Source organism: Phytohabitans houttuyneae (assembly GCF_011764425.1).
GTDB lineage: Bacteria > Actinomycetota > Actinomycetes > Mycobacteriales > Micromonosporaceae > Phytohabitans > Phytohabitans houttuyneae.
Genome location: NZ_BLPF01000001.1, coordinates 620,956 through 640,449, shown reverse-complemented (window position 1 = coordinate 640,449; position 19,494 = coordinate 620,956). Strand labels below are relative to the sequence as shown.

Genomic DNA, 19,494 nt, shown 5'->3' with positions numbered 1-19,494 from the left:
GGCAGGGCCACCACGACCAGCGCCCCCGCGGGGACTGGTGGTAGTGCGCCTCGCCGTCCGGCAGCGGGCCGGTGGCGGTGGCGTCGACCACGAGGTAGCTCTCTTCGTGCGTGCTGCCGGCCAGGCGCAGCCCGAGCCGCTTCCGCACGGTGCTGGACGCGCCGTCGGCGCCCACCACCCACTGTGGATGGATGTGCTCGAGGCGGCCGTCCGGCAGCGCAAGGGTCGCGGCGCCGGTACCATCCACAGTGGTCAGCCGCACGCCCCGCTCGACGGCGCCGCCGAGCTGGTGCAGGCGGTCGGTCAGGATGCGCTCGGTCTCCCGCTGCGGCAGGCACAGCGGCGCCAGGCTGTCCGGAAAGGGCAGCGCCGCGAGCGGGCGCCCGCCGGAGAAGTAGCGGAACGCGCGGATCGGCAACGCGGCCCGTTCGACCGTCGCGCGGACGCCGAGCCCGGCCAGCACGCGCAGGGTCGGCGGCCAGAGCAGCAGCGCCTTGGAGTACGGCGCGGGCCGCGGCGCGGCGTCCACCAGCCGCACCGTCACCCCGCGGCGCAGCAGCTCGCAGGCGGTGACAAGGCCGCTCGGCCCGGCGCCGACCACGAGCACCCCGGTCATGCCGGGCTCCAGGTGAGCAGGGCCATGCCGACCGCCATGCCGCCGCCGAAGCCGAGCAGCAGCACCCGTTCGCCCGCCCGGATCCGGCCGGCGCGGGCGGCGTGGTCGAGGGTCACCGGCACCGAGGCGGCGCCGGTGTTGCCGTACGTCTCGACGGTCCGGTGCACGGTGGCCGCCGGCAGGTCGAGCGCCGCGCCGAGCTCGTCCAGCATCACCCCGTTGGCCTGGTGCGGCACGAGATGCGCCACGGCGTCCCGGGGCACCGAACGGTCCGCGAGGAAGCGGTGCACCAGGTCGGGTACGCGGTCGCGGACGAATCCGCGCACCGCCCGGCCGTCCATGGTGAAGTGACCGCCCGGCGGTACGCGGATCAGGTCCCGGTGTGCGCCGAACGTGTGCAGCCGCAGCGCGGTGTCACCGCCGTCCCGTGCCGGTCCGAGCACCGCGGCCCCCGCGCCGTCGCCGAACAGGATCGCGCTGCGCCGGTCGGTGGGATCCAGGATCCGCGAGTACACGTCCGCGCCGATCACCAGCGCGCAGCGGTCGCCGGCGACCATGCCGTGCGCGGTGGCCAGCGCGAACACGAACCCGCTGCACACGGCGTTGACGTCGAACGCGGCCGCGTCCCGGGCGCCGAGCCGGTGCTGCACCGCCGCGGCGGTCGGTGGCTGCGGCTGGTCCGGTGTGGACGTGGCGACCACGATCACGCCGACCTGCTCCGGCCGCCGCCCCGCGCTGCGCAGTGCCCGCCGCGCCGCCGCCACCGCCAGATCGGAGGTCAGCTCGCCCGGCGCGGCCCACCGCCGGTACCGGATGCCGGTCTTCGCCACCACCCAGGCCGCGTCGACCCCGGCCGGCGCACCGACCTCGGCGTTGCCGACCAGGCGGGCCGGCAGCGCGGACCCGGTGCCGAGAATCGTCGCCGCTGTCATGATGCCTCCTTCGTTCGCGCGTTCCGCGGCGGGGCGCCATGGCCCGCCGGCGGGTGAATCTCCACAGTGGGCATCGACCATGCCGCCACCGCGCAGCCGCAGTAGCAGGGGTCCGGGGCGGCCACCGGCTGAGCCGGCAGCCTCGGCCAGCCGTACCGTGCGGCCAGCCGGAGCAGGTCCGGGTCGTCGCCGACCACCGCCGGGTGCCCCACCGCGCCCAGCAGGTCCAGGTCGCTGGCGTGGTCTCCGTACGCGAAGCAGTGACCGGCCGGTACGTGCCAGTCCGCGGCGAGCCGTTGCGCCGCCACCGCCTTGGCCCGGCCGATCATCGGCTGGGCGGTGCCGGTGAGCACCCCGCCGCCGTCGGTCTCCGGCTCGGTGCACAGCACCGCGTCCGCGCCGAGGTGCTCGGCGATCGGGAGCAGGCAGGGCAGGAACGAGCCGGAGACGAGCACGACGGCGTGGCCGTGCGCGCGGTGGCGGCGCAGCGCGCCGAGGCCGCCCGAGACGTAGCCGTCGGGGCGGCGCGACCACGTGTCGTACCACCGCCTTCCTTCGGACATCAGCTCGGCCCAGCGGGTCCCGGCGTACAGCCGGAAGTAGCGGCGGTTCGCCTCCGCACGCCCGGCACCGTCGCCGCGCAGCTCACGCCAGCGCTGCTCCGCCGCGGCCGTGCCGAGCCGGAAGCGCAGGAACTCGCGCATCGTCGTGCCGGCCACGAGCGTGCCGTCGACGTCGAAGAACGCGATCGGTCTCATGTGGACGCTCCTGCGGTCAGGCTCTCGGGCATCCCGGCCCGCAGCGCTCCCTCGGCCCGCCGCTGTTCGACCGGCGCGATCCGCTCCGCCGCGAACGCGGTGAACCGCGCCAGCGCGCTCGCCACGCGGCGACCGCCCTGCTCCACCTGGACGCGCGCGGTTCCCCGCCCGTCGGTGACCGGCTCCAGCGCGCAGTACAGCCGCGCCGGCAGCGGAAACAGGAAGCTCTCGAAGTCGAGCTGGATGCCGTTCCAGACCACGTAGTCGTCGGGCCGGCGGCTCGCCGTGGCGTACGCCGCGAGCAGCATCTGCCGGACGGCCTCGATGACGACCATTCCCTGTACGTGCAGGCCGGTCTGGTGGTCGAGCAGCAGCTCGTTCTCGCCGGCCAGCCGCAACGCCGCGGTGACTATCCCGCCGCCGGCCGCGTGCACGTCGCCGAGCAGCACGTTCGCCGCCAGGTGCTTGTGCACGAGGTCCCGGCCGGCCGGCGCCGGCGTGGTGTCCACGACGACCACCCGGTCCGCCAGCCCCCGCCGTTCGACGAGCGCGCGGAGGTGGTCGCGCTCGTGCGGTCCCACGCCCTGGCCCAGCCGCAGTGTGACCGGCTCGCCGTCGAGCACGTCGCCGGCGCCGGACACGGTGGTGACCCCGTTCAGCCGGGCGAAGCCCGCGAACCTGTCGCCGACTACCCATACGTCTCGCACAATGACCCCCGTAAACTCGCATCTACCATTTCGTTTGCCCAGCGCATCCGTGCGACAGCCGTTTCCGGGCATTCGCCGTACGCGCCGGCGAGTGCGACAGCGCAGCCGCCTACACCTTCGTGAAAGTCCAGAGCGCGCTCCACCGCGTCGGACGTCTGAGCAGGTGAAAGCCGCTCTCCGGTGGGCACCTCGCTGGCAAACAACGCCTCTGCCAACAGTGTTTTCATGACGATCCCCCCGTCGAATTCATGACCCAATGGTGCGGTCCGCAATGGTCAAGAATCGTCGGGCTGAAATGGGATTTCCGCGCTCCGACGCAGGGGAGCGGCGCGCCGTTTCGGGCTTTCCGTGAGCGGACGCCGAGCGGGCCGCATGTCCACCCTGAGTCGTACGCCGGGGGTCCGACCCCAATCGGATGTCCTGTTCGCCCATTGCGTGGTGATATATCCACAGCCACTCCGCAAGATCGGGCGCGGATGTCCGGTCAGCACCCCTTGGAGGCAGAGATGACGACCCTCAACTCGGTGGTGTCGCTGCAGGATCGCTCCGCCGGCGACCCTGTGCGCGGCCACCTCGCCGCCGGCCTGCTCGTCGACGAGGACCTGGTCCTGGTGCCGACCCCGCCGGTACACGTCGGGCCGGAGGGCAGGAGCTTCGACGCGGTGGTGATGCCGGTCGGCGGCGACGCGGCGGAGCGGATCGCGCCGCGCCGCGTGGCGTTGCTGCGCTTCGACGCCCGGCGGAAGCCGACCCGCAAGACGCCGCCCGTCCTCGCCTACGTCCAGCTGGCCGAGCCGAGCGGGCTGCCGCGGCCGGTGTTCGGCGACTTCACCGCGGCGGAGCTCTACGGTGCCCTGTGGCGCCACGGGGACTACTGGCGGGCGCTCGTGGAGGTCGGCGCGATCCCGGAGGAGGTCCCGCCGATCGTGTCCGACCTGCTGGAGCGCATCCCGGTGGCGCCGGCCGGCACTGTGGACGCGGAGCCCACCTGGCATTTCCAGCTGTACGACAACGCCGACGAGCTGGCCGCCCGGTCCTGCCCGCCGCCGCTGTCGTGCCACGGGCGGCGCGTCTTCGGCGACGGGTAGCCGGACATGCCCGCCGACCGCGCGTACGCCATCGGCCCCAGGGACCTGCTGCTGGCGGTCACCGTACTGGTGCTGGATCTGACGATGTTCTCGTACGTGGGCGCCGCCAGCGGCCCCGCCCGCGCCGAGGTCGTCGTGCCCTACGCCGCCCTGGCCTGCGCGGCGCTGCTCTGGCGGCGCCGCGCACCGGTGCTGGTGTTCGGGGTGACCTGGGTCCACGCGATGGTCGCCGTGCTGATCCCGGAGATGGCCTACCTGCCGACGATCCCGATGCTCGCCGCCATGTACACGGTGACGCTCGACCGGGGCACCCGGGCCGGCTGGCTGACCCTGCCGCTCTACCTGGTGCCGGCGGCGTTCGCGGTCGCCGACGCGGTCAGCCGCGCCTCGATCGAGGAAGCCTGGCGCAACGCGCTGATCGTCGCCGTCATGGAGCTGTCCCTCGGCGTCGCGGCGGTGGCGTTCGGCCGGGCGGCGCTGACCATCCGCCGCCTCGGCCGGGTGGAGGCCGAAGCTGCCCTCAGCGCCGAACGCATGCGGATCGCCCGCGAGCTGCACGACATCGTCGCCCACTCGGTGACCGTCATCGTCCTGCAGGCAGCCGGCGCGCAGAAGCTGCTCCGCACCAGACCGGAAGAGAGCGGCCGCGCCCTCAGCCAGATCGGCGAGGTCGGCAAGCAGGCCATGGACGAGCTGCGCCGGCTGCTGCGCGTCCTCCGCGCCCCGGACCGTGCGACGGACGGGCCGGAACAGTCGCCGGCCGCGCCGCAGCCGGGCCTGGCGCAGGCCACCGCGCTCGTCGCGAGCATCCGGGCGGCCGGGACCCCGGTCACCCTCCGGCACTCCGGCGAACCCGTGTCCCTGGAACCCGGCGTCGACCTCGCCGCGTACCGCATCGTGCAGGAAGCCCTCACCAACGTCACGAAGCACACCCCGCGCGGCACCGCCGCCACCGTCGACGTGGCCTGGACCGGCCCGGCGCTCAGCCTCCGGATCGCCAACCCGGCGCCGGCGTCCGGCCGACCCGCCGCGGCGGGACTCACCTGCGGGTACGGCCTGCTCGGCATCCGCGAACGGGCCGCGCTCGCCGGCGGCGACCTGAGCGCGGGGCACACCGCTGACGGCGGCTTCGAGGTCTGCGCCACCCTCCCCACCACGACGCCCGCCGGCGCGCCGCCGCTGGCCGTACAGCCCGGGACAGGAAAGGAAAGGCCGTGACCATTCGCGTGCTGCTCGCCGACGACCAACCGCTCGTGCGTACCGGAATCGCGATGCTCCTCACCGCGGAGCCGGACATCCAGGTCGCCGGCGAGGCCGGCGACGGCGATCAGGCGATCGCCCTCGCCCGCTCGGCGCAGCCCGACGTGGTACTCATGGATGTGCGCATGCCCCGAACGGACGGCGTCGAGGCCACCCGGCGGATCACCGCGGACGGCTTCTCCGACAGCCACGATCGGCCGCTCAAGGTGCTCATGCTGACCACGTACCACATCGACGAGGCGGTCTACGCCGCGCTGCGCGCCGGTGCCTCCGGCTTCCTGCTCAAGGACGCCGCCCCCACCGAGCTGGTCGCGGCGGTCCGCGCGGTGGCGACCGGCGACGCCTGGCTGCACCCGGCGGTCGCCCGCGGACTGCTGGCCGAGTTCGCCGCCCGCCCCGAGGCGAAGCTGCCGGCACCCGCCGAGCTCGCCCGCCTCACCACGCGGGAGCGTGAGGTGCTGGCGCTGGTTGCCCAAGGACTGTCCAACATGGAGATCGCCGCCGAGATCTTCGTCGGGGAGGCCACGGTCAAGACCCACTTCGGTCGCATCCTGATGAAACTCGGCCTGCGTGACCGCGCCCAAGCCGTCGCGACGGCCTACCAGTGCGGTCTGGTGCAGCCCCCACCCCGGCAGTGACGGTATGGTGTTCTATGTAGTGACAGGGCATCCCATGTAGCGGAACAACCCCCGGAACGAGGAGGGTTCATGGAAGTACGGCACGCCACCGCCCCGACCAGGTGGCGACCATGACCACCGAGCAGCTGAGGCGGCGCTTTCTGGTGGAGGAGCTGTTCGTGCCCGGCGAGGTCCGCCTCGTCTACTCCCACGAGGACCGCATGGTCGTCGGCGGGGTCGCGGGACCGGCCGATCTGCCCTGCCCGTCCGAGCTGCGCGCGGAGTACTTCCTGGAGCGCCGCGAGCTCGCCGCCGTCAACGTCGGCGGCGACGGCGCCGTGACCGTCGACGGCACGCGCCACGAGCTCGCCGCCCGCGAGTGCCTGTACATCGGTCGCGGCGCGCGCGAAGTGAGCTTCGACGGGCGCTTCTACCTGGTGTCCACGCCGGCGCACACCGGGTACCCCACCGTGAAGGCGACGCTGGAGGACGCCGAGCCGGTGCGCCTCGGCAGCGCCGAGCGGTCGAACGAGCGGACCATCTACAAGTACATCCACGTCAAGGGCATCCAGAGCTGCCAGCTGGTACTCGGCGTGACCGTCCTCGAGCCGGGCAGCATGTGGAACACCATGCCCTGCCACACCCACGAGCGCCGCACCGAGGTGTACTTCTACTTCGGACTGCCCGAGGAGGACCGGGTGGTGCACCTGATGGGCCGTCCCGACGAGACCCGCAACCTCGTGGTGGCGGGGGAGCAGGCGGTCATCTCGCCCTGCTGGTCGGTACACACCGGGTTCGGCACCGCCAGCTACGCCTTCGTGTGGGCGATGGGCGGCGAAAACCAGGCGTACGAGGATGTGGAGCCGGTCGCGATCGGCCAGTTGCGGTGACGGCTCCCGCCGAGTCGATGTTCTCGCTGCGGGGCCGGACGGCGCTGGTCACCGGCGCCCGCGGCGGGATCGGGCGGGCCGCGGCGGTCGCGCTCGCCCGCGCCGGCGCCGACCTTGTGCTGCACGCGCGCGACGGCGGCCTCGACGAGGTGGAGGCGGAGGTCCGCGCGGCCGGGCGGAGCTCCACCCGCTGGATCCTCGACCTTTCCGCGACCGCGTCCATCCCGGAGGCGGTCGCCGCACTGCCCGATGTGGACATCCTGGTCAACAACGCGGGCACCATCCGCCGCGCGCCGGCCGCGGCGCACCGCTTCGGCGACTGGCGCGCGGTGCTCGACGTCAACCTGGACGCGGTGTTCTGCCTGAGCCAGGCGGTGGGCGCGCGCATGCTGGCCCGCGGCAGCGGAAAGATCATCATGGTCGCGTCGATGCTGTCGTTCCAGGGCGGGTGGCAGGTGCCCGGCTACACGGCGGCCAAGCACGGCGTGGCCGGCCTGACGAAGGCGCTGGCCTGCGAATGGGCCGCCTCCGGCGTGCAGGTCAACGCCGTCGCGCCGGGCTACATCGCGACCGACAACACCGCCGCCCTCCGCGACGACCAGGTCCGCGAGCGCGAGATCAGGTCGCGCATACCGGCCGCCCGCTGGGGCCGGCCCGACGACGTGGCCGGCGCGGTCGTCTTCCTGGCCTCCGCGGCGGCCGACTACGTGAGCGGCCACGTGCTCGCCGTCGACGGCGGCTGGCTAGCCCGATAGCAAAGATTTGAGCTACCGCGGCATCCGTCGTGGTCCGGACCGTTGCGCGGGGCCCCCGGGGAAACGTGGAGCGCAGCGGAGCGTTTTCTCGGGGGGCGTTCCCGCGGCCTCACCCGCCGCGGGGGTCGGGCTTGGCCCGCGGACCTTGCAGCGGAGGTCGGCGCAGTCGGCGGCGGCAACCTCTTGACATGGGCCCTAGTAGGCTCGATTCGTGCCCAGAGAAGGCAGTTCCATCGACAAGACACTCGCGGTGCTCGAAGCGCTCGCCGAGCACCACCGCGTCACGGACATCGCGGCCGCGACCGGGGTGTCCAAGTCGACCGTGCACCGCATCCTGCAGGCCCTGGTGCTGTGGGGGTTCGCGCGCGCCGACGGGTCGGGTGCCTACGAGCCGGGGCCGCGCATCCTGACGCTTGCCGGCAGGGTGATGCACCGGTTCGACCCGGCGCGGCAGGCCTCGGGTGCGCTGCGGGCGCTGCACGAGAGCACGGGGTTGACCACCCACTTCGCGATCCGCAACCTCGACGAGGCGGTCTACGTCGACAAGCTCGAGGGGCGGCGGCCCTACCAGATGCCTTCCCGGATCGGCATGAGCGTGCCGCTGCACACGACGGCGATCGGCAAGGCGATCCTCGCGGAGCTGAGCGACGAGGAGATCCTGAGCATCTGCCGGCGCACCGGCATGGCACAGCGCACGCCCAAGACGCTGACCAGCGAGGAAGACCTGCTGACCCATCTGGCGCGGGTGCGGGCGCTGGGCTACGCGGTGGACGACGAGGAAAACGAGCCGGGCATCCGCTGCGTGGGCGCCCCGGTCTTCGACCACACCGGGCAGGTGCTCGGTGGCATCTCCATCTCGACGCTGGCGATGGACATGGGCATGGACGGCCTTGAGGCCTACGCCCCAGAGGTCATCGCCTCCGCGCGGGACGTGTCCGCCGCGCTGGGGGCCGCGGTGCCCACCGTCCGTTCCTGACGCGGGGGCATCAACCCTCAAGAAAGGGCTTTCCTCGCCCATCTTGTTCCATGTAATGGAATGTGGTCTTATGTTATGCAACAGACCAGGGTGAGAGGACAACGATGCCGAACATCACCGTCGAACTGCTCTCCGGCCGCAGCCTCGACCAGCGCCGGGAGTTCGTGGCCGCCGTGACCGATGCCGCGGTCAACATCCTCAAGGCGCGCCAGGAGTCCGTGCGCATCGTCTTCACCGAGATCGAGAAGAGTGACGTCGCCAACGGCGGAGTGCTCGAGTCCGACAAGTAGGTCTGACCACCGCGGGCCGCAGAGCACGCTCTCCGGCCCGCGGGTGGCGGCCGGACCGGTCCGGCCGCCGCGCGTCATGGGTCAGGACACCGGCACCCGCTCCTTCTCCACGGGGTCGTCGTCGAGGGAGTCGACGAGCGCGTCCCGGTCGGGCTGCCGCTCGGGCTTGGCCAGGCCGATCGCCACGTACAGGACCAGCGAGGTCACCAGCGGCACCCCCACGACGACGGTCTGGTCGGTGGAGTCCTGGATGGGGTCGCTCGACTTTCGGAGCAGGGATTGCTTGCCGTGCGACAGCCTCCGGTGTCCTCCCAGCTCACGGTGTCCGCGCCGCAGTGGCCAGCTTTTGCGGCGTAAGGCATTGATTAGGCAAGATGCAAGATCCACCTGTCCGAACTTTCCCGCCCCCGTGCTTCTGTGGATCTTTCGAGGCGGGGAGTGCGCGAGTCCGCCCGCAGGTCGGCTCCGCCGTCGCGGTCCGTGACTGCCGATCAGGTGCAGGCGGCGTGGGCTTCGAAATCTTGGTTAGTTAGCGCGCTATTTCGACGCCAACTTGCCAAGATCTGCCGGAGCGGGCTCCCGGGTTGAACTGGGTGACCACGGAAGGTGAGGCGGTGACCGCGGAAGGACTCCAGACGGCGAAACTCCGAAAGTCGAGGGGTCGATACATACCAAGATCTGTCCCTCTGTGAACGAACGGGTCAGCGGCGGTCGCGGTGCGCGCGTCAAGCGACGGGAAAGTTGGCGCGGAAGAGGTTGTGCGGGTCGAGCTGGCGCTTCAGGGTGCGAAGCCGTGCCGTGGCCTCCGGGGTGAAGGCGTCCGACGCGTCCTCGTCCGGGTTGAGGAACGTGTACGGCTTGCGGCCGCTGGCCGGCAGCGCGGCCGCGAGGTCGCGTTGCCTGGCGGTGACCGCGGCGGCGGCGGCCGGGTCGGTGGGGAGGCCGAAGAGGTATAGGGCGTACGGCTCGGTGAGCGGGCCGTGCGGGCTGTCCGACGGCCGGGTGAAGGCGCCGCCCAGGTGGCGGAGCTGGACGCTCAGCAGGGGTGCGATCGGGTTTCGCAGCAGGGCTTCGGTCGCGTCGTCGTCCAATGTGGTCAGCAGCTCGGCGCGCGACAGGCCGGCGCCGGGGTCGGTGGGCTCGGCGGTGATCGAGCCGAGCTCGGCGACCGACATGGTCTTCCTGCTGTCGGAGAGCGGTGCCGGCAGCAGGTCGAGCGGGGCGAGCAGGTCGCGTGCCTCGTCCTCGGCGCCGAGGTACGTGGCGTCGACCGCGACCATCGGTGGCGCGCCGGGGAAGTGGAGCAGGTCGAGCCAGGCGGTCAGCTCGTCGGGGGCGGTCGCGGTGATCCGGCGGAAGGCGTCGGCGACGGCGGGGGCGTGTCCGGCTGTCCACAGTGTACGGCCGCCGTAGAGGTGTGGTGCGGGGTGCAGTGCGACCTCCAGCGCGGTGACGATCGCGAAGTTGCCACCCGCGCCGCGCAGGGCCCAGAACATGTCGGGGTCGGTACCGGCGGTGACGTGCCGCTGGTTGCCCTCGGCGTCGACGATCTCGAAGGCGGTGACGCCGTCGGAGATCCAGCCGTGCTTGCGGCCGAACCAGCTCAGCCCGCCGCCCAGCGCCACGCCGGCGACGCTGACCACGGGGGAGCTGCCGGGCAGGCCGGTCAGCCCGTGTGCCGCGGCGGCGGCCTGCAGGCGTCCGGACCGCACGCCGGCTCCCACGCGGGCGGTGCGGGTGGCGGGGTCGACGTTCACGGTGTCCAGCCGCCGGGTGCGCAGCAGGATCGTGCCGCCGGTGCGGCCTGTCGCGCCGTGCCCGTTGGGTTGGGTGGCGAGCCGACGCCGGCGGAGCGGGCGTGGCGCACCAGCGCGGCGACGTCGTCCGCGTCGGCGGCCTCGACGACGGCGAGCACCGGTTGGTCGACGGCGAGGTTCCACGGCGTGCGGGCGGTGTCGAAGCCGTCGTCGCCGGGCAGCCAGACCTGGCCGCGGAGGGCCCTGAGCGCGTTCATGATTCCGTTCCTTCCTGGATATTCGATGTCTAGGATTAGGTCCGACAAATGCCCCTCCGCGGAGGAGGGGCATTCAGGCGCGCAGGGCGGTGAACCTGTTGACGGTGTTGCCGGGCGACGCCGGGTACTCCTGCTCCACGTCGGCCTTCAGATCGGCCAGCGTCTGACCGGCCAGCTCCCGCCGCCACGCCAGGTCGGCGCGGCGCATAGCCCGCGAGACGAGGCATGCCTGCCGGTAGTCGGTCTTGGGATCGGCGCCCGGCCCGCGCTTGAGCAGCTCGTCGCAGCGGAACGCCTCCTCGGGCCCCTCGATCGCCACGACGATGTCCAGCAGCGTGATCTTTTCGGGGGTGCGGGCCAGCTGGAAACCGCCCCGCGGGCCCGGCGTCGACGAGACGACGCCGGCCCGCGCCAAGGCCTGGAGCTGCTTGTTCAGGTACGCAGCGGGCAGGCGGTAAAAGGCGGCCAGCTTGGCCGCGGGCACGGCCTGCCCGGTCGGCAGCCACGTCAGGTTGAGGCAGGTGTGCATCGCCCACTCGACGCCTTCGCTCATCCGCATACCTGGACGTTACATGTCCAGGATTCGACCTGCAACCGCGTCAGGAGTTGGTGAGGATCACAAGCCGCTGGGTCGCCCTGGTCATCGCGACGTACCGGTCGACCGCGCCCTCGATACCCTCGCCGAACCGGTCCGGGTCGACCAGGACGACAAGGTCGAACTCGAGGCCCTTCGCCAGCTCCGGGGTCAGCGAGCGCACCCGGGGCCGTCCGGCGAAGGTGGGGTCGCCGATGACGCAGGCGGTCCCGTCCGCGTTGGCGGCCAGCCAGCCGTCGAGGATCGCGGTCAGGTCCGACGCCGGCCCGTGCGCCACCGGTATGCCGCCGCGGCGGATCGAGGTCGGCACGTTGGCGTCCGGCAGCGCGGCCCGGATGACCGGCTCGGCCTCCGCCATGACCTCCTCCGGCGTCCGGTAGTTGATCGTCAGGGAGGCCAGTTCGATCCGGTCGAGGCCGGCGCGTTCCAGCCGCTCCCGCCACGACTCGGTGAACCCGTGCCGCGCCTGCGCCCGGTCCCCGACGATCGTGAAGCTCCGGGACGGGCAGCGCAGCAGCAACATCTGCCGCTCCGCGTCGGTCAGCTCCTGTGCCTCGTCGACGACGATGTGCGCGAACGGGCCGGCCAGCCGGTCCGGGTCCGCGGACGGCAGCGCCGCCTCGTCGACCAGCGCGTCGCGCATGTCCTGCCCGTGCAGCATGACCAGCACGCCCTCGCCGTCGTCGTACGTGTGCGCCGCGAGCAGGTCGTCGACCACAGTGGACATCCGTCCCCGCTCGGCCGCGACCGCCGCCTCGTGCCGCCGCCGGCGCCGGGACGCCTCCGGGTCGCCGAGCCGCTGCCGCGCCGCGTCCAGCAGCGGCAGGTCGGAAACGGTCCACGCCTGCGCGTCCGCGCGCTGCAGCTTCCGCACCTCGTCGGGGGTGAGCCAGGGCGCGCATTTGCGCAGGTACGCGGGGACCGACCACAGGTCACCGACCAGGTCGGCCGCCTCCAGCAGCGGCCACGCGCGGTTGAAGGCGGCGGCCAGGTCGGCGTTGCGCCGCAGCGAGCGGCGCAGCAGGGCGGCCGGCTCGTCGCCGTCGTACTTGTCCACCAGGATCGTGAGCAGCTCCTCCCAGATCTGGTCGCGCGCGTCGTTGTGCGGCGTGGCGGGGTCCCGCGCGCCGAACGCCTCCGCCCAGTCGCCGGCGCTCAGCCAGATGTCGGACTCGTCGGTCGCCACCCGCAGCCCCTTGGCCGGCGGCTCCTCGTAGAACCGGACGGCCGCCTCGATCGCCTTCACCAGCTCCGCGGACGACTTCAGCGCCGCCACCTCCGGGTCGGTCTCGGCCGTCGCGCCCGCGCCCTCCGCGACAAGATTCCGCAGGGTACAGGTCTGCACGTCCTCCTCGCCGAGGCTGGGCAGGACGTCGGAGACGTACGCGAGGTAGGGCTCGTGCGGGCCGACGAACAGCACGCCGCCGCGGCGGTGACCCAGGCGCGGGTCGGCGTAGAGCAGGTAGGCCGTGCGGTGCAGCGCGACGACGGTCTTGCCGGTGCCCGGACCGCCGTCCACTACCAGCGCGCCGGCGGAACCCGCGCGGATGATGGCGTCCTGGTCGGCCTGGATGGTGCCGAGCACGTCCCGCATCCGGGGCGACCGGTTGCCGCCCAGGCTGGCGATGAACGCGGACTGGTCGTCGAGCGCGGCGTGCCCCTCCAACCCGTCCGGGGTGAACACCTCGTCCCAGTAGTCGGTGATCCGGCCGCGCGTCCACCGGTACCGGCGGCGGCTCACCAGCCCCATCGGGTTGGCGTGGGTCGCGCCGAAGAACGGCTCGGCAGCGGGGGAGCGCCAGTCGAGCAGTAACCGGTGGCCGCCGCTGTCGGCCAGGCCCTGCCGCCCGATGTACACCGGCTCGGGGTCACCGGCGAAGACCATGTGCCCGAGGCACAGGTCCACGCCGTAGCGGCGCAGCGCGCGCAGGCGGGCGCTCAGCCGGCGCACCTCCTGGTCCCGGTCCAGCGCCTGCCGGCCCTTGCCGCCGGGCGCCTTGCGCGCGTCGTCCAGCCGGCCGGAAAGGTCTGCGGACACCTCCTCCAAGCTCTCCGCGATGGCGGCGAAATGCCGCTCGTCGCGGGCGATCAACGTCGGGTCGGCCTTGGGCGACAGGTGCTCGGGCAGATCGAACACCCCGGTCGTCGACGGCAGCACACGCACTCCGCGTTCCCCCATTTCCGCAGCTCATTGCCCTTCGGCCAGCGATTGTGCGGCATCGCGGGGGTCTTGCCGCAAGCCCCGGGGTGCGGTATACGTTAAGTACGGCGGGGAGCTTCGCTCCTCGCTTTTCTTGTTGGCCGCGCGCTCAGACGGCCTCCGCGACGATGTCCTTGTCGGGGTGGGTGGTCGGTGCCGGCGTCGCCACCTCGCGCAGGCCGAAGCGGCCGTGCAGCCGGCGCAGCGGGGCGGGTGCCCACCAGGTCGCCCGGCCGCCCAGGCGCATCAGGGCGGGCAGCAGCGCGCCGCGGATCAGCGTCGCGTCCATCAGCACCGCAAGTGGCAGGCCGATGCCGTACGCCTTCACGTACGTGATGCCGGAGACCGTGAAGGCCAGGAACACGATCGAGATGACGACGGCGGCCGCGGTGACCATGCGGCCTATGCGTTCCAGGCCCACCGCCACCGCGGTCGTGCCGGAGCCGGTGCGTTCGTACTCCTCGCGGATGCGCGACAGCATGAACACCTGGTAGTCCATGGCGAGGCCGTAGGAGAGGGCGAACAGCATCACCGGGATCGTGGAGGCGATGGTGCCGGTGACGGTGAAGCCGCCGAATAGGCCGGACAGGTGGCCGTCCTGGAAGATCCACACCAGCGCGCCGAACGTGGCGGTCAGGCTCAGCGCGCTCAGCAGCAGGGCCAGGAAGGGCAGCAGGACGCTGCCGGTCAGCAGGAACAGCAGCACCACCATCGTGACGGTGACCAGCAGCAGTACGTAGGGCAGGCGCTCGACGAGCACGTCGGTGGTGTCCACGCTGACCGCGGCGGTGCCGCCCACCAGGACCGGGAACGGCGCGGGTGCCGCCCGCACGTCGTCGACGAGGTGCAGGGCGTCGTCCGGCTCGGCGGTGGCGGGGACCACGGAAAGGTACAGGCCGTCGCCGATCGCGAACCGCTGGTGCGGCGGGCCGGGCGGGACCGCCAGCGCGCCCTTGACGTAGCTGCCGCTGACCGTGTCCACCCGGCCGACGTTGGGCAGCTGGGACAGGCGGGTGGCGTACCCGCCTACGTCGGCGGAGGTGGTGTCGGCGTCCGGCGCGACGACCTGCAGCGCGTTCATCTCGGCGCCGTCGAAGTTTTCCCGGATCAGCGTCGTCACCTGCCGCGCCTGCGACGACTCGGGCATCGAGCGCTCGTCCGGCATGCCCAGCCGGATGCCGAGGAAAGGAGCGCCGAGCAGCAGCAGCACCGCGATGACGAGCGTGGCGACGGGCACCGGACGGCGCATCACGAACGTCGCCAGCCGGTGCCAGAAGCCGGACTCCGTATCCGCGGCGGCGGCCGGACGGCGGCGGCGCAGCACCCGGCCCCGTTCGATGCGCGGGCCGAGCACCTTCAGCAGCGCGGGCAGGACGGTGATCGAGCCGGCCGCGGAGAGCATCGCGGTGATCATCGCGCCGTACCCCATGCTGCGCACGGCGGGCAGCGGTATCAGCACCAGTCCGGCCAGGACCAGCACGATCGTGATCGCCGAGAAGAGCACGGTGCGGCCGGCGGTGGCCATCGTCGCGCGGATCGCGTCATCGGTGTCCCGGCCGCGGGCCAGCTCCTCCCGGTACCTGTTGATCATCAGTAGGCCGTAGTCGATGGCGAGGCCGAGGCCGAGCAGCGTCACCACGCTGACCGCGAACACCGACAGGTCGGTCGCCGAGGCGACCAGCCACAGCACCCCCAGGCCGACCAGCATCGTCACGAACGCCACCGACAGCGGCACCAGCGCGGCGACGAGCGCGCCGAACACGATGACCAGCACGATCATCGTGAGGGGAAACGCGATCGCCTCGCCCTTGGCGCCGTCGGCCTGGCTGATCTCGGTGGTCTCCTTCCAGAACATCGCCGAGCCGCCCACCCGCACGTCGAGGCCGTCGCGGCTGCCCTCGTACCGCGGCACCAGTTCGTCCAGGATCTTGTTGACGGTCGTCTCGTCACCGTGGACGGTCGCCCCGATCAACGCCTTGCCGCCGTCGTGGCCGCGCAGCTGCGGCGGGCGGCCGGCGGTCCAGTACGAGGTCACGTTGCTGACGTCGGGTTCCGCGTCGAGCCGCTGGCTGAGCGCGGTGCCGGCGGCGACCGCGGCCGGATCGTCCACCCCGCGCGGCGCGCTGACCACCAGCGTGAGGTTGGGCGGACCCTGCCCGGCGGCGTCCAGCGCCGCGGCCGCCCGGCCGGACTCCGCGCCCGGGTCGGCGAGCCCGCCGGCGGTCAGCTTGTCGAACAGCGTCACGCTCGCCGCGCCGCCGGCCAGCGCCAGCAGGACGGACACCACCAGGACCGTCCGGCTGCGCCGCAGCACCAGCCACGACAGCTTCTCCAGCATGATCTTCACTCCTCGGGGGTCGCGTTGCCTCGACTTGCCTACGATGTGGTGGATCACCGCGGTGTGACATCCGCCCGCGAACTGGTGGGTACCTCACGCCACGACACGGGGAGTGGCAATGCGGGAGCCGGACGAGCTGACGGCGTTCTATCTGGGCCAGCGGGAGCTGCTGTTCTCCCTGGCGTACAACCTGCTCGGCAACGTCGCCGACAGCGAGGACGTGCTGCAGGACACCTGGGTGTCCTGGGTGTCGGCCCGGCGTGACGAGGTCGCGAACCCGCGGGCTTACCTGGTCCGGATCGCGGTGAACGCCGCGCTGGCCCGGCTGCGGCGCGCCGCGCGTTCCCGCGAGAGCTACGTGGGACCGTGGCTGCCCGAGCCGGTGCTGACCGAGCCGGACGCCGCCGAATCGGCGCTCTGGGGCGAGTCGGTGTCGCTCGCCCTGATGGTGGTGCTGGAGACGCTCACGCCGCTGGAGCGCGCGGTGTTCGTGCTGCACGAGGCGTTCGGCTACGAGCACGGCGAGATCGCGGCGCTGCTCGGCCGTTCACCGGTCGCCGTCCGCCAGCTCGCGCACCGGGCCCGCCGGCACGTGCGGGCCCGCCGGCCGCGCCGCCCGGCCCGCCCGCAGGTGGTCCGCGCGGCCACCCAGCGCTTCCTGGACGCCGCGCTCGGCGGGGACATCGACACCCTGCTGGAGGTACTCGCGCCCGACGTGCGCCTGTCCACCGACGGCGGCGGCCGGCGGCCCGCGGCGCTGCGGGTCATCGAAGGCCGCGCCAAGGTGCTGCGCCTGATCAGCTGGAGCCTGCCCGAGCTGCCGCCGCTGTCGGTGCGGCCGGCGCAGGTCAACGGCGCACCGGGCGCGCTGCTGTTCGCCGGCGACGACCTGTACGCCGTGCTGGCGGTCGAGCTCGACCCGGACAGCGACCGGGTCGGCGCGATCTACACGATGCTGAACCCGGACAAGCTGGCGGGAGTGGCCCGGGCGGCCGGGCCACTCCGCGACGGCGCGGCACATGCCGTCAGGACACCATCACCGGCTCCTCGCGTGCCGGCGCCCGCACCTCGGCCGGAGGGCTCACCGGCGGCCGGTTGAGCTTCCACGGCGACTGCCCCTCGGACCGGATCTGCCGGTAGATCATGCGGATGTAGATCAGGTCGAGGACCAGGATCATGACGAACCAGGACAGCACCAGGTGGCGGTCCGGGAAAAGGATCAGCGTGTTCAGCCCCGCCAGCAGCGAGCCCATCATCTTGCAGATCCCGACGTAGAGCGACTGGCCGGCCGACGAGCGCCGCTTGATCAGCGTGACGATGAAGGCGGCGCTGATGCCGACGTTGAGCGCGCAGCCGCTGTACATGCCGAGGATGTCACGGAACTCGCGGGCGGCCAGGAACAGCTCGATCCCGGCGATCACCACGAGCACCATGAACAGCCGCTGGAACAGCTTTCGGGGCAGCTTCGGAAAGTCCTTGTGCCCCCACTTCATGACCTGGATGACGATCACGATGTCGATGAAGACCCAGGCGAAGTTGGCGGGGCGTTGTGCCGGCTCCTGGTCGATGACGATCGAGTGGACGAACTCCCACGCGAAGTTGATCGCCACGACCACGACCGGGATGCCCACGAACTTGTCCACGAAGCCGCGGTGGATCGCCAGCCCGTACGCCAGCGCCCAGAACGTGCCGAGCCCGACGACGATCGTCCAGAACCAGAAGTTGCGGAAGTCGCGGGGTTCGGAGACGGCCGGCGCCACACCGGGCAGGTCGAAGAGCGCCGGGGGTAGCCAGTCCATAGGTGCCTACTTTCTCTCGATGTTCAGGTCCATTTGCCGGTGCCGCTGACCTCGGACGTGCCGAGCACCTGCTCGCGCAGGGCCAGCCGGCGCACCTTCCACGTGGCGGTGCGGGGCACGTCCTCCCACGCGACAAGCCGCGGCGGTGCCAGCTCGGGCAGGCCCGCGGTGGCGCGGGCCCAGTCGTCCGGGTCCAGCTCGCCGTCCGCCATGCACAGCACGGGTACCGGCAGCTGGTCCGGGCGGGCCAGCACGGTCACGTCCGACGCCCCCGGCAGCCGGTCCAGCAGGACGCTCTCCAGCTCGATGCAGCTGTGGCCGGGCAGCGTGTCCACCTCGCGGTCGAGCAGCCGGATCCGCCCGAAGCCGACCCGCTCGCCGAGGTCGCCGCTGTTCCACCACTCGCCGGTGCGCTTGGCCTGGTACCGGTCGTGCTCGCCGAGGTAGCTCAGGCAACGGGCCCGGCTGTTCACCATCAACAGGCCCGGCTTGCCGCGCGGCTGCCGGCGGCCGGTCTCCGGGTCGACGACCCGGACCCGCACGAACGCCGCCGGAAACCCGATGTTGGTACGGTCCGCGCGGCCGTCGCCCTCGCGCACGGTCCGGCGGGTGAACAGGTTGACGATGATGCCGGTGATCTCCGACTGGCCGAGTCCCCAGCCCCACACCGGAAACCGGCGGTGGGACGCGTTCAGGAACGTGCGGACGGTCCGGGCGTGCACCGCGTCGAAGGTGGTCACGTAGAGCCGCACCTGGGCGAACAGCTCCGGTCGCCGCGCGACCAGCGCCTCCCAGTGCTGGAACATGTTGGGCAGCGCCTCCAGCATCGTCGGCCGGTGCTCGTCGAGCATCCGCTCCACGGTCGCCAGGCCGGGATCGGAGATCGCCACCACCTTGCTCGGCGCCATCTTCAGCTGCGAGGCGGTCCACGCCATCACCCGGATGTGGGCGAACGAGACCGCGGCGGCCGTCACGTCGGCGTGCCGGGTGGTCAGGAACGGGATGGGGCAGCGCTCCATCCGCGCCGGAAACCGCCCGATCGCGGTGTTGGCGGTGTGCACGACCAGCTTGGGTACGCCGGTGGTGCCGGAGGTGTGCGTGGAGATCATCGGATCGTCGGCGCCGCCGACCCGCACCGGAGCCCGCGCGCCGTGGCGCACCTCGTCGAGGGTCAGTGTGCCGGAGGGCAGTTCGCCGGCCGGCGCGCCCACCGCGATCGTGCGGACACCCGGGTCGGCGAGCTTGATGCCGGCGGCCTCCGCCCGGGCCAGCAGTCCGGTACCGGCGACGAGCAGCGCCGGCTGGGCCCGCTCGATCAGCTTCCGCACGGTCTCCACGGACGCGATCGGGGCGAGCATGACCGGCAGCGCGCCGATCCGGGCGGCGCCCGCGGCCAGCAGCGGCATGTCGTAGTGGTTGTCCTTGGCGACCACCACCCGGTCGCCGGCCCGCAGCCCGGCCTCGTACAGGCAGTCGGTGAGCTCGTCGACCGTCCCCGCCAGGGCGGCCGCGTCGTACACCGTGCCGCCCCCGGGAGCGACGTCGAGGGGGCGGTCGAGGTGGACGACCGCCTGCCGCCGCCGTTCGGCGTGCCAGTGGAACAGGTGTCCAATGTGGTACGGGGATTGCCGGCGCTGTCCCATGTGGATCGTCCTTAGA

General features: G+C 72.4%; 19 protein-coding genes and 1 pseudogene. 8 read left to right on the top strand and 12 right to left on the bottom strand.

Features of this window, described 5'->3' with window-relative positions:
- Window positions 1-70: 70 nt before the first annotated feature.
- The 4 genes and pseudogenes from Phou_RS54285 to Phou_RS02895 all read right to left on the bottom strand — a co-directional run.
- Window positions 71-616: pseudogene (locus Phou_RS54285) on the bottom strand (FAD-dependent oxidoreductase); the annotation flags it as partial.
- The gene (locus Phou_RS02905; protein WP_173053300.1) at window positions 613-1,548 is read right to left on the bottom strand and encodes a 3-oxoacyl-ACP synthase III family protein; all 936 of its coding nucleotides are present in this window, start codon (window positions 1,546-1,548) and stop codon (window positions 613-615) included. The pseudogene Phou_RS54285 and the gene Phou_RS02905, both read right to left, overlap by 4 nt.
- The gene (locus Phou_RS02900; protein WP_173053298.1) at window positions 1,545-2,306 is read right to left on the bottom strand and encodes an HAD family hydrolase; all 762 of its coding nucleotides are present in this window, start codon (window positions 2,304-2,306) and stop codon (window positions 1,545-1,547) included. Before Phou_RS02900 ends, Phou_RS02905 begins: the two co-directional genes overlap by 4 nt.
- Entirely contained in the window at window positions 2,303-3,013 is a 711-nt protein-coding gene (locus Phou_RS02895) for an AfsA-related hotdog domain-containing protein (protein ID WP_173053296.1), read from the bottom strand. Before Phou_RS02895 ends, Phou_RS02900 begins: the two co-directional genes overlap by 4 nt.
- Window positions 3,014-3,519: 506 nt before the next feature.
- Between Phou_RS02895 and Phou_RS02890 the strand changes: the two genes are divergently transcribed.
- The 7 genes from Phou_RS02890 to Phou_RS02860 all read left to right on the top strand — a co-directional run bounded on the left by Phou_RS02890 (window position 3,520) and on the right by Phou_RS02860 (window position 8,889).
- Complete coding sequence (locus tag Phou_RS02890) at window positions 3,520-4,101, top strand: hypothetical protein (protein ID WP_173053294.1); 582 nt, start codon at window positions 3,520-3,522, stop codon at window positions 4,099-4,101.
- 6 nt (window positions 4,102-4,107) lie between these two features.
- Window positions 4,108-5,319 (top strand): sensor histidine kinase, encoded by a 1,212-nt coding sequence (locus Phou_RS02885; RefSeq protein ID WP_173053292.1) that lies wholly within the window; start codon window positions 4,108-4,110, stop codon window positions 5,317-5,319.
- A complete protein-coding gene (locus tag Phou_RS02880) occupies window positions 5,316-5,999 on the top strand; it encodes a response regulator (RefSeq protein ID WP_173053290.1) in 684 nt (227 codons plus the stop codon). Before Phou_RS02885 ends, Phou_RS02880 begins: the two co-directional genes overlap by 4 nt.
- Before the next feature lie 110 nt (window positions 6,000-6,109).
- Window positions 6,110-6,868, top strand: coding sequence for a 5-dehydro-4-deoxy-D-glucuronate isomerase (gene kduI, locus Phou_RS02875; protein WP_173053288.1), 759 nt, complete (start codon window positions 6,110-6,112; stop codon window positions 6,866-6,868).
- Window positions 6,865-7,623, top strand: a complete 759-nt coding sequence (locus tag Phou_RS02870) for an SDR family oxidoreductase (RefSeq protein WP_281364998.1) — start codon at window positions 6,865-6,867, stop codon at window positions 7,621-7,623. The genes kduI and Phou_RS02870 overlap by 4 nt, the downstream gene beginning before the upstream one ends.
- A 211-nt stretch (window positions 7,624-7,834) precedes the next feature.
- Window positions 7,835-8,599: an IclR family transcriptional regulator gene (locus Phou_RS02865; RefSeq protein ID WP_173053286.1), complete on the top strand. Its 765-nt coding sequence runs from the start codon at window positions 7,835-7,837 to the stop codon at window positions 8,597-8,599.
- 104 nt (window positions 8,600-8,703) lie between these two features.
- Entirely contained in the window at window positions 8,704-8,889 is a 186-nt protein-coding gene (locus Phou_RS02860; RefSeq protein WP_173053284.1) for a tautomerase family protein, read from the top strand.
- Window positions 8,890-8,970: 81 nt separating this feature from the next.
- Here Phou_RS02860 and Phou_RS54280 read toward each other — a convergent pair whose 3' ends face one another.
- From Phou_RS54280 to Phou_RS02840, 6 genes are all read right to left on the bottom strand, one after another.
- On the bottom strand, window positions 8,971-9,096 hold the full coding sequence (locus Phou_RS54280; protein ID WP_281364997.1) for a hypothetical protein: 126 nt from the start codon (window positions 9,094-9,096) through the stop codon (window positions 8,971-8,973).
- 518 nt (window positions 9,097-9,614) lie between these two features.
- The gene (locus Phou_RS02855; RefSeq protein ID WP_246273718.1) at window positions 9,615-10,673 is read right to left on the bottom strand and encodes an FAD-binding oxidoreductase; all 1,059 of its coding nucleotides are present in this window, start codon (window positions 10,671-10,673) and stop codon (window positions 9,615-9,617) included.
- Complete coding sequence (locus Phou_RS52100; RefSeq protein ID WP_246273827.1) at window positions 10,643-10,903, bottom strand: hypothetical protein; 261 nt, start codon at window positions 10,901-10,903, stop codon at window positions 10,643-10,645. The genes Phou_RS02855 and Phou_RS52100 overlap by 31 nt, the downstream gene beginning before the upstream one ends.
- 73 nt (window positions 10,904-10,976) lie before the next feature.
- Window positions 10,977-11,462, bottom strand: a complete 486-nt coding sequence (locus tag Phou_RS02850) for an RrF2 family transcriptional regulator (protein WP_173053282.1) — start codon at window positions 11,460-11,462, stop codon at window positions 10,977-10,979.
- A gap of 40 nt (window positions 11,463-11,502) precedes the next feature.
- Window positions 11,503-13,677, bottom strand: coding sequence for an RNA polymerase recycling motor ATPase HelR (gene helR, locus Phou_RS02845; RefSeq protein WP_173053280.1), 2,175 nt, complete (start codon window positions 13,675-13,677; stop codon window positions 11,503-11,505).
- 130 nt (window positions 13,678-13,807) lie between these two features.
- Window positions 13,808-16,036, bottom strand: coding sequence for an MMPL family transporter (locus tag Phou_RS02840; protein ID WP_173053278.1), 2,229 nt, complete (start codon window positions 16,034-16,036; stop codon window positions 13,808-13,810).
- A 118-nt stretch (window positions 16,037-16,154) separates the two neighbouring features.
- Here Phou_RS02840 and sigJ point away from each other — a divergent pair, with 118 nt between their 5' ends.
- Window positions 16,155-17,135, top strand: coding sequence for an RNA polymerase sigma factor SigJ (sigJ, locus tag Phou_RS02835; RefSeq protein WP_173053276.1), 981 nt, complete (start codon window positions 16,155-16,157; stop codon window positions 17,133-17,135).
- On the opposite strand, the gene Phou_RS02830 is transcribed toward sigJ, so the two are convergent.
- Both Phou_RS02830 and Phou_RS02825 read right to left on the bottom strand, forming a co-directional pair.
- Window positions 17,062-17,835 carry a transmembrane-type terpene cyclase gene (locus Phou_RS02830; RefSeq protein WP_173053274.1) on the bottom strand — a complete coding sequence of 258 codons (774 nt, stop codon included), beginning with the start codon at window positions 17,833-17,835 and terminating at the stop codon, window positions 17,062-17,064. The two genes, sigJ and Phou_RS02830, sit on opposite strands and share 74 nt — an antisense overlap.
- 23 nt (window positions 17,836-17,858) lie before the next feature.
- Entirely contained in the window at window positions 17,859-19,478 is a 1,620-nt protein-coding gene (locus tag Phou_RS02825; RefSeq protein WP_173053272.1) for an AMP-binding protein, read from the bottom strand.
- Window positions 19,479-19,494 lie beyond the last annotated feature (16 nt).

Bases quoted from the DNA above. Each gene is read 5' to 3' on its own strand.
- Phou_RS02905 (WP_173053300.1), bottom strand. From the start codon at position 1,548: ATGACAGCGGCGACGATTCTCGGCACCGGGTCCGCGCTGCCGGCCCGC.
- Phou_RS02900 (WP_173053298.1), bottom strand. From the start codon at position 2,306: ATGAGACCGATCGCGTTCTTCGACGTCGACGGCACGCTCGTGGCCGGC.
- Phou_RS02890 (WP_173053294.1), top strand. From the start codon at position 3,520: ATGACGACCCTCAACTCGGTGGTGTCGCTGCAGGATCGCTCCGCCGGC.
- Phou_RS02885 (WP_173053292.1), top strand. From the start codon at position 4,108: ATGCCCGCCGACCGCGCGTACGCCATCGGCCCCAGGGACCTGCTGCTG.
- kduI (WP_173053288.1), top strand. From the start codon at position 6,110: ATGACCACCGAGCAGCTGAGGCGGCGCTTTCTGGTGGAGGAGCTGTTC.
- Phou_RS02860 (WP_173053284.1), top strand. From the start codon at position 8,704: ATGCCGAACATCACCGTCGAACTGCTCTCCGGCCGCAGCCTCGACCAG.
- Phou_RS52100 (WP_246273827.1), bottom strand. From the start codon at position 10,903: ATGAACGCGCTCAGGGCCCTCCGCGGCCAGGTCTGGCTGCCCGGCGAC.
- Phou_RS02850 (WP_173053282.1), bottom strand. From the start codon at position 11,462: ATGCGGATGAGCGAAGGCGTCGAGTGGGCGATGCACACCTGCCTCAAC.
- helR (WP_173053280.1), bottom strand. From the start codon at position 13,677: ATGGGGGAACGCGGAGTGCGTGTGCTGCCGTCGACGACCGGGGTGTTC.
- Phou_RS02840 (WP_173053278.1), bottom strand. From the start codon at position 16,036: ATGCTGGAGAAGCTGTCGTGGCTGGTGCTGCGGCGCAGCCGGACGGTC.
- sigJ (WP_173053276.1), top strand. From the start codon at position 16,155: ATGCGGGAGCCGGACGAGCTGACGGCGTTCTATCTGGGCCAGCGGGAG.
- Phou_RS02830 (WP_173053274.1), bottom strand. From the start codon at position 17,835: ATGGACTGGCTACCCCCGGCGCTCTTCGACCTGCCCGGTGTGGCGCCG.
- Phou_RS02825 (WP_173053272.1), bottom strand. From the start codon at position 19,478: ATGGGACAGCGCCGGCAATCCCCGTACCACATTGGACACCTGTTCCAC.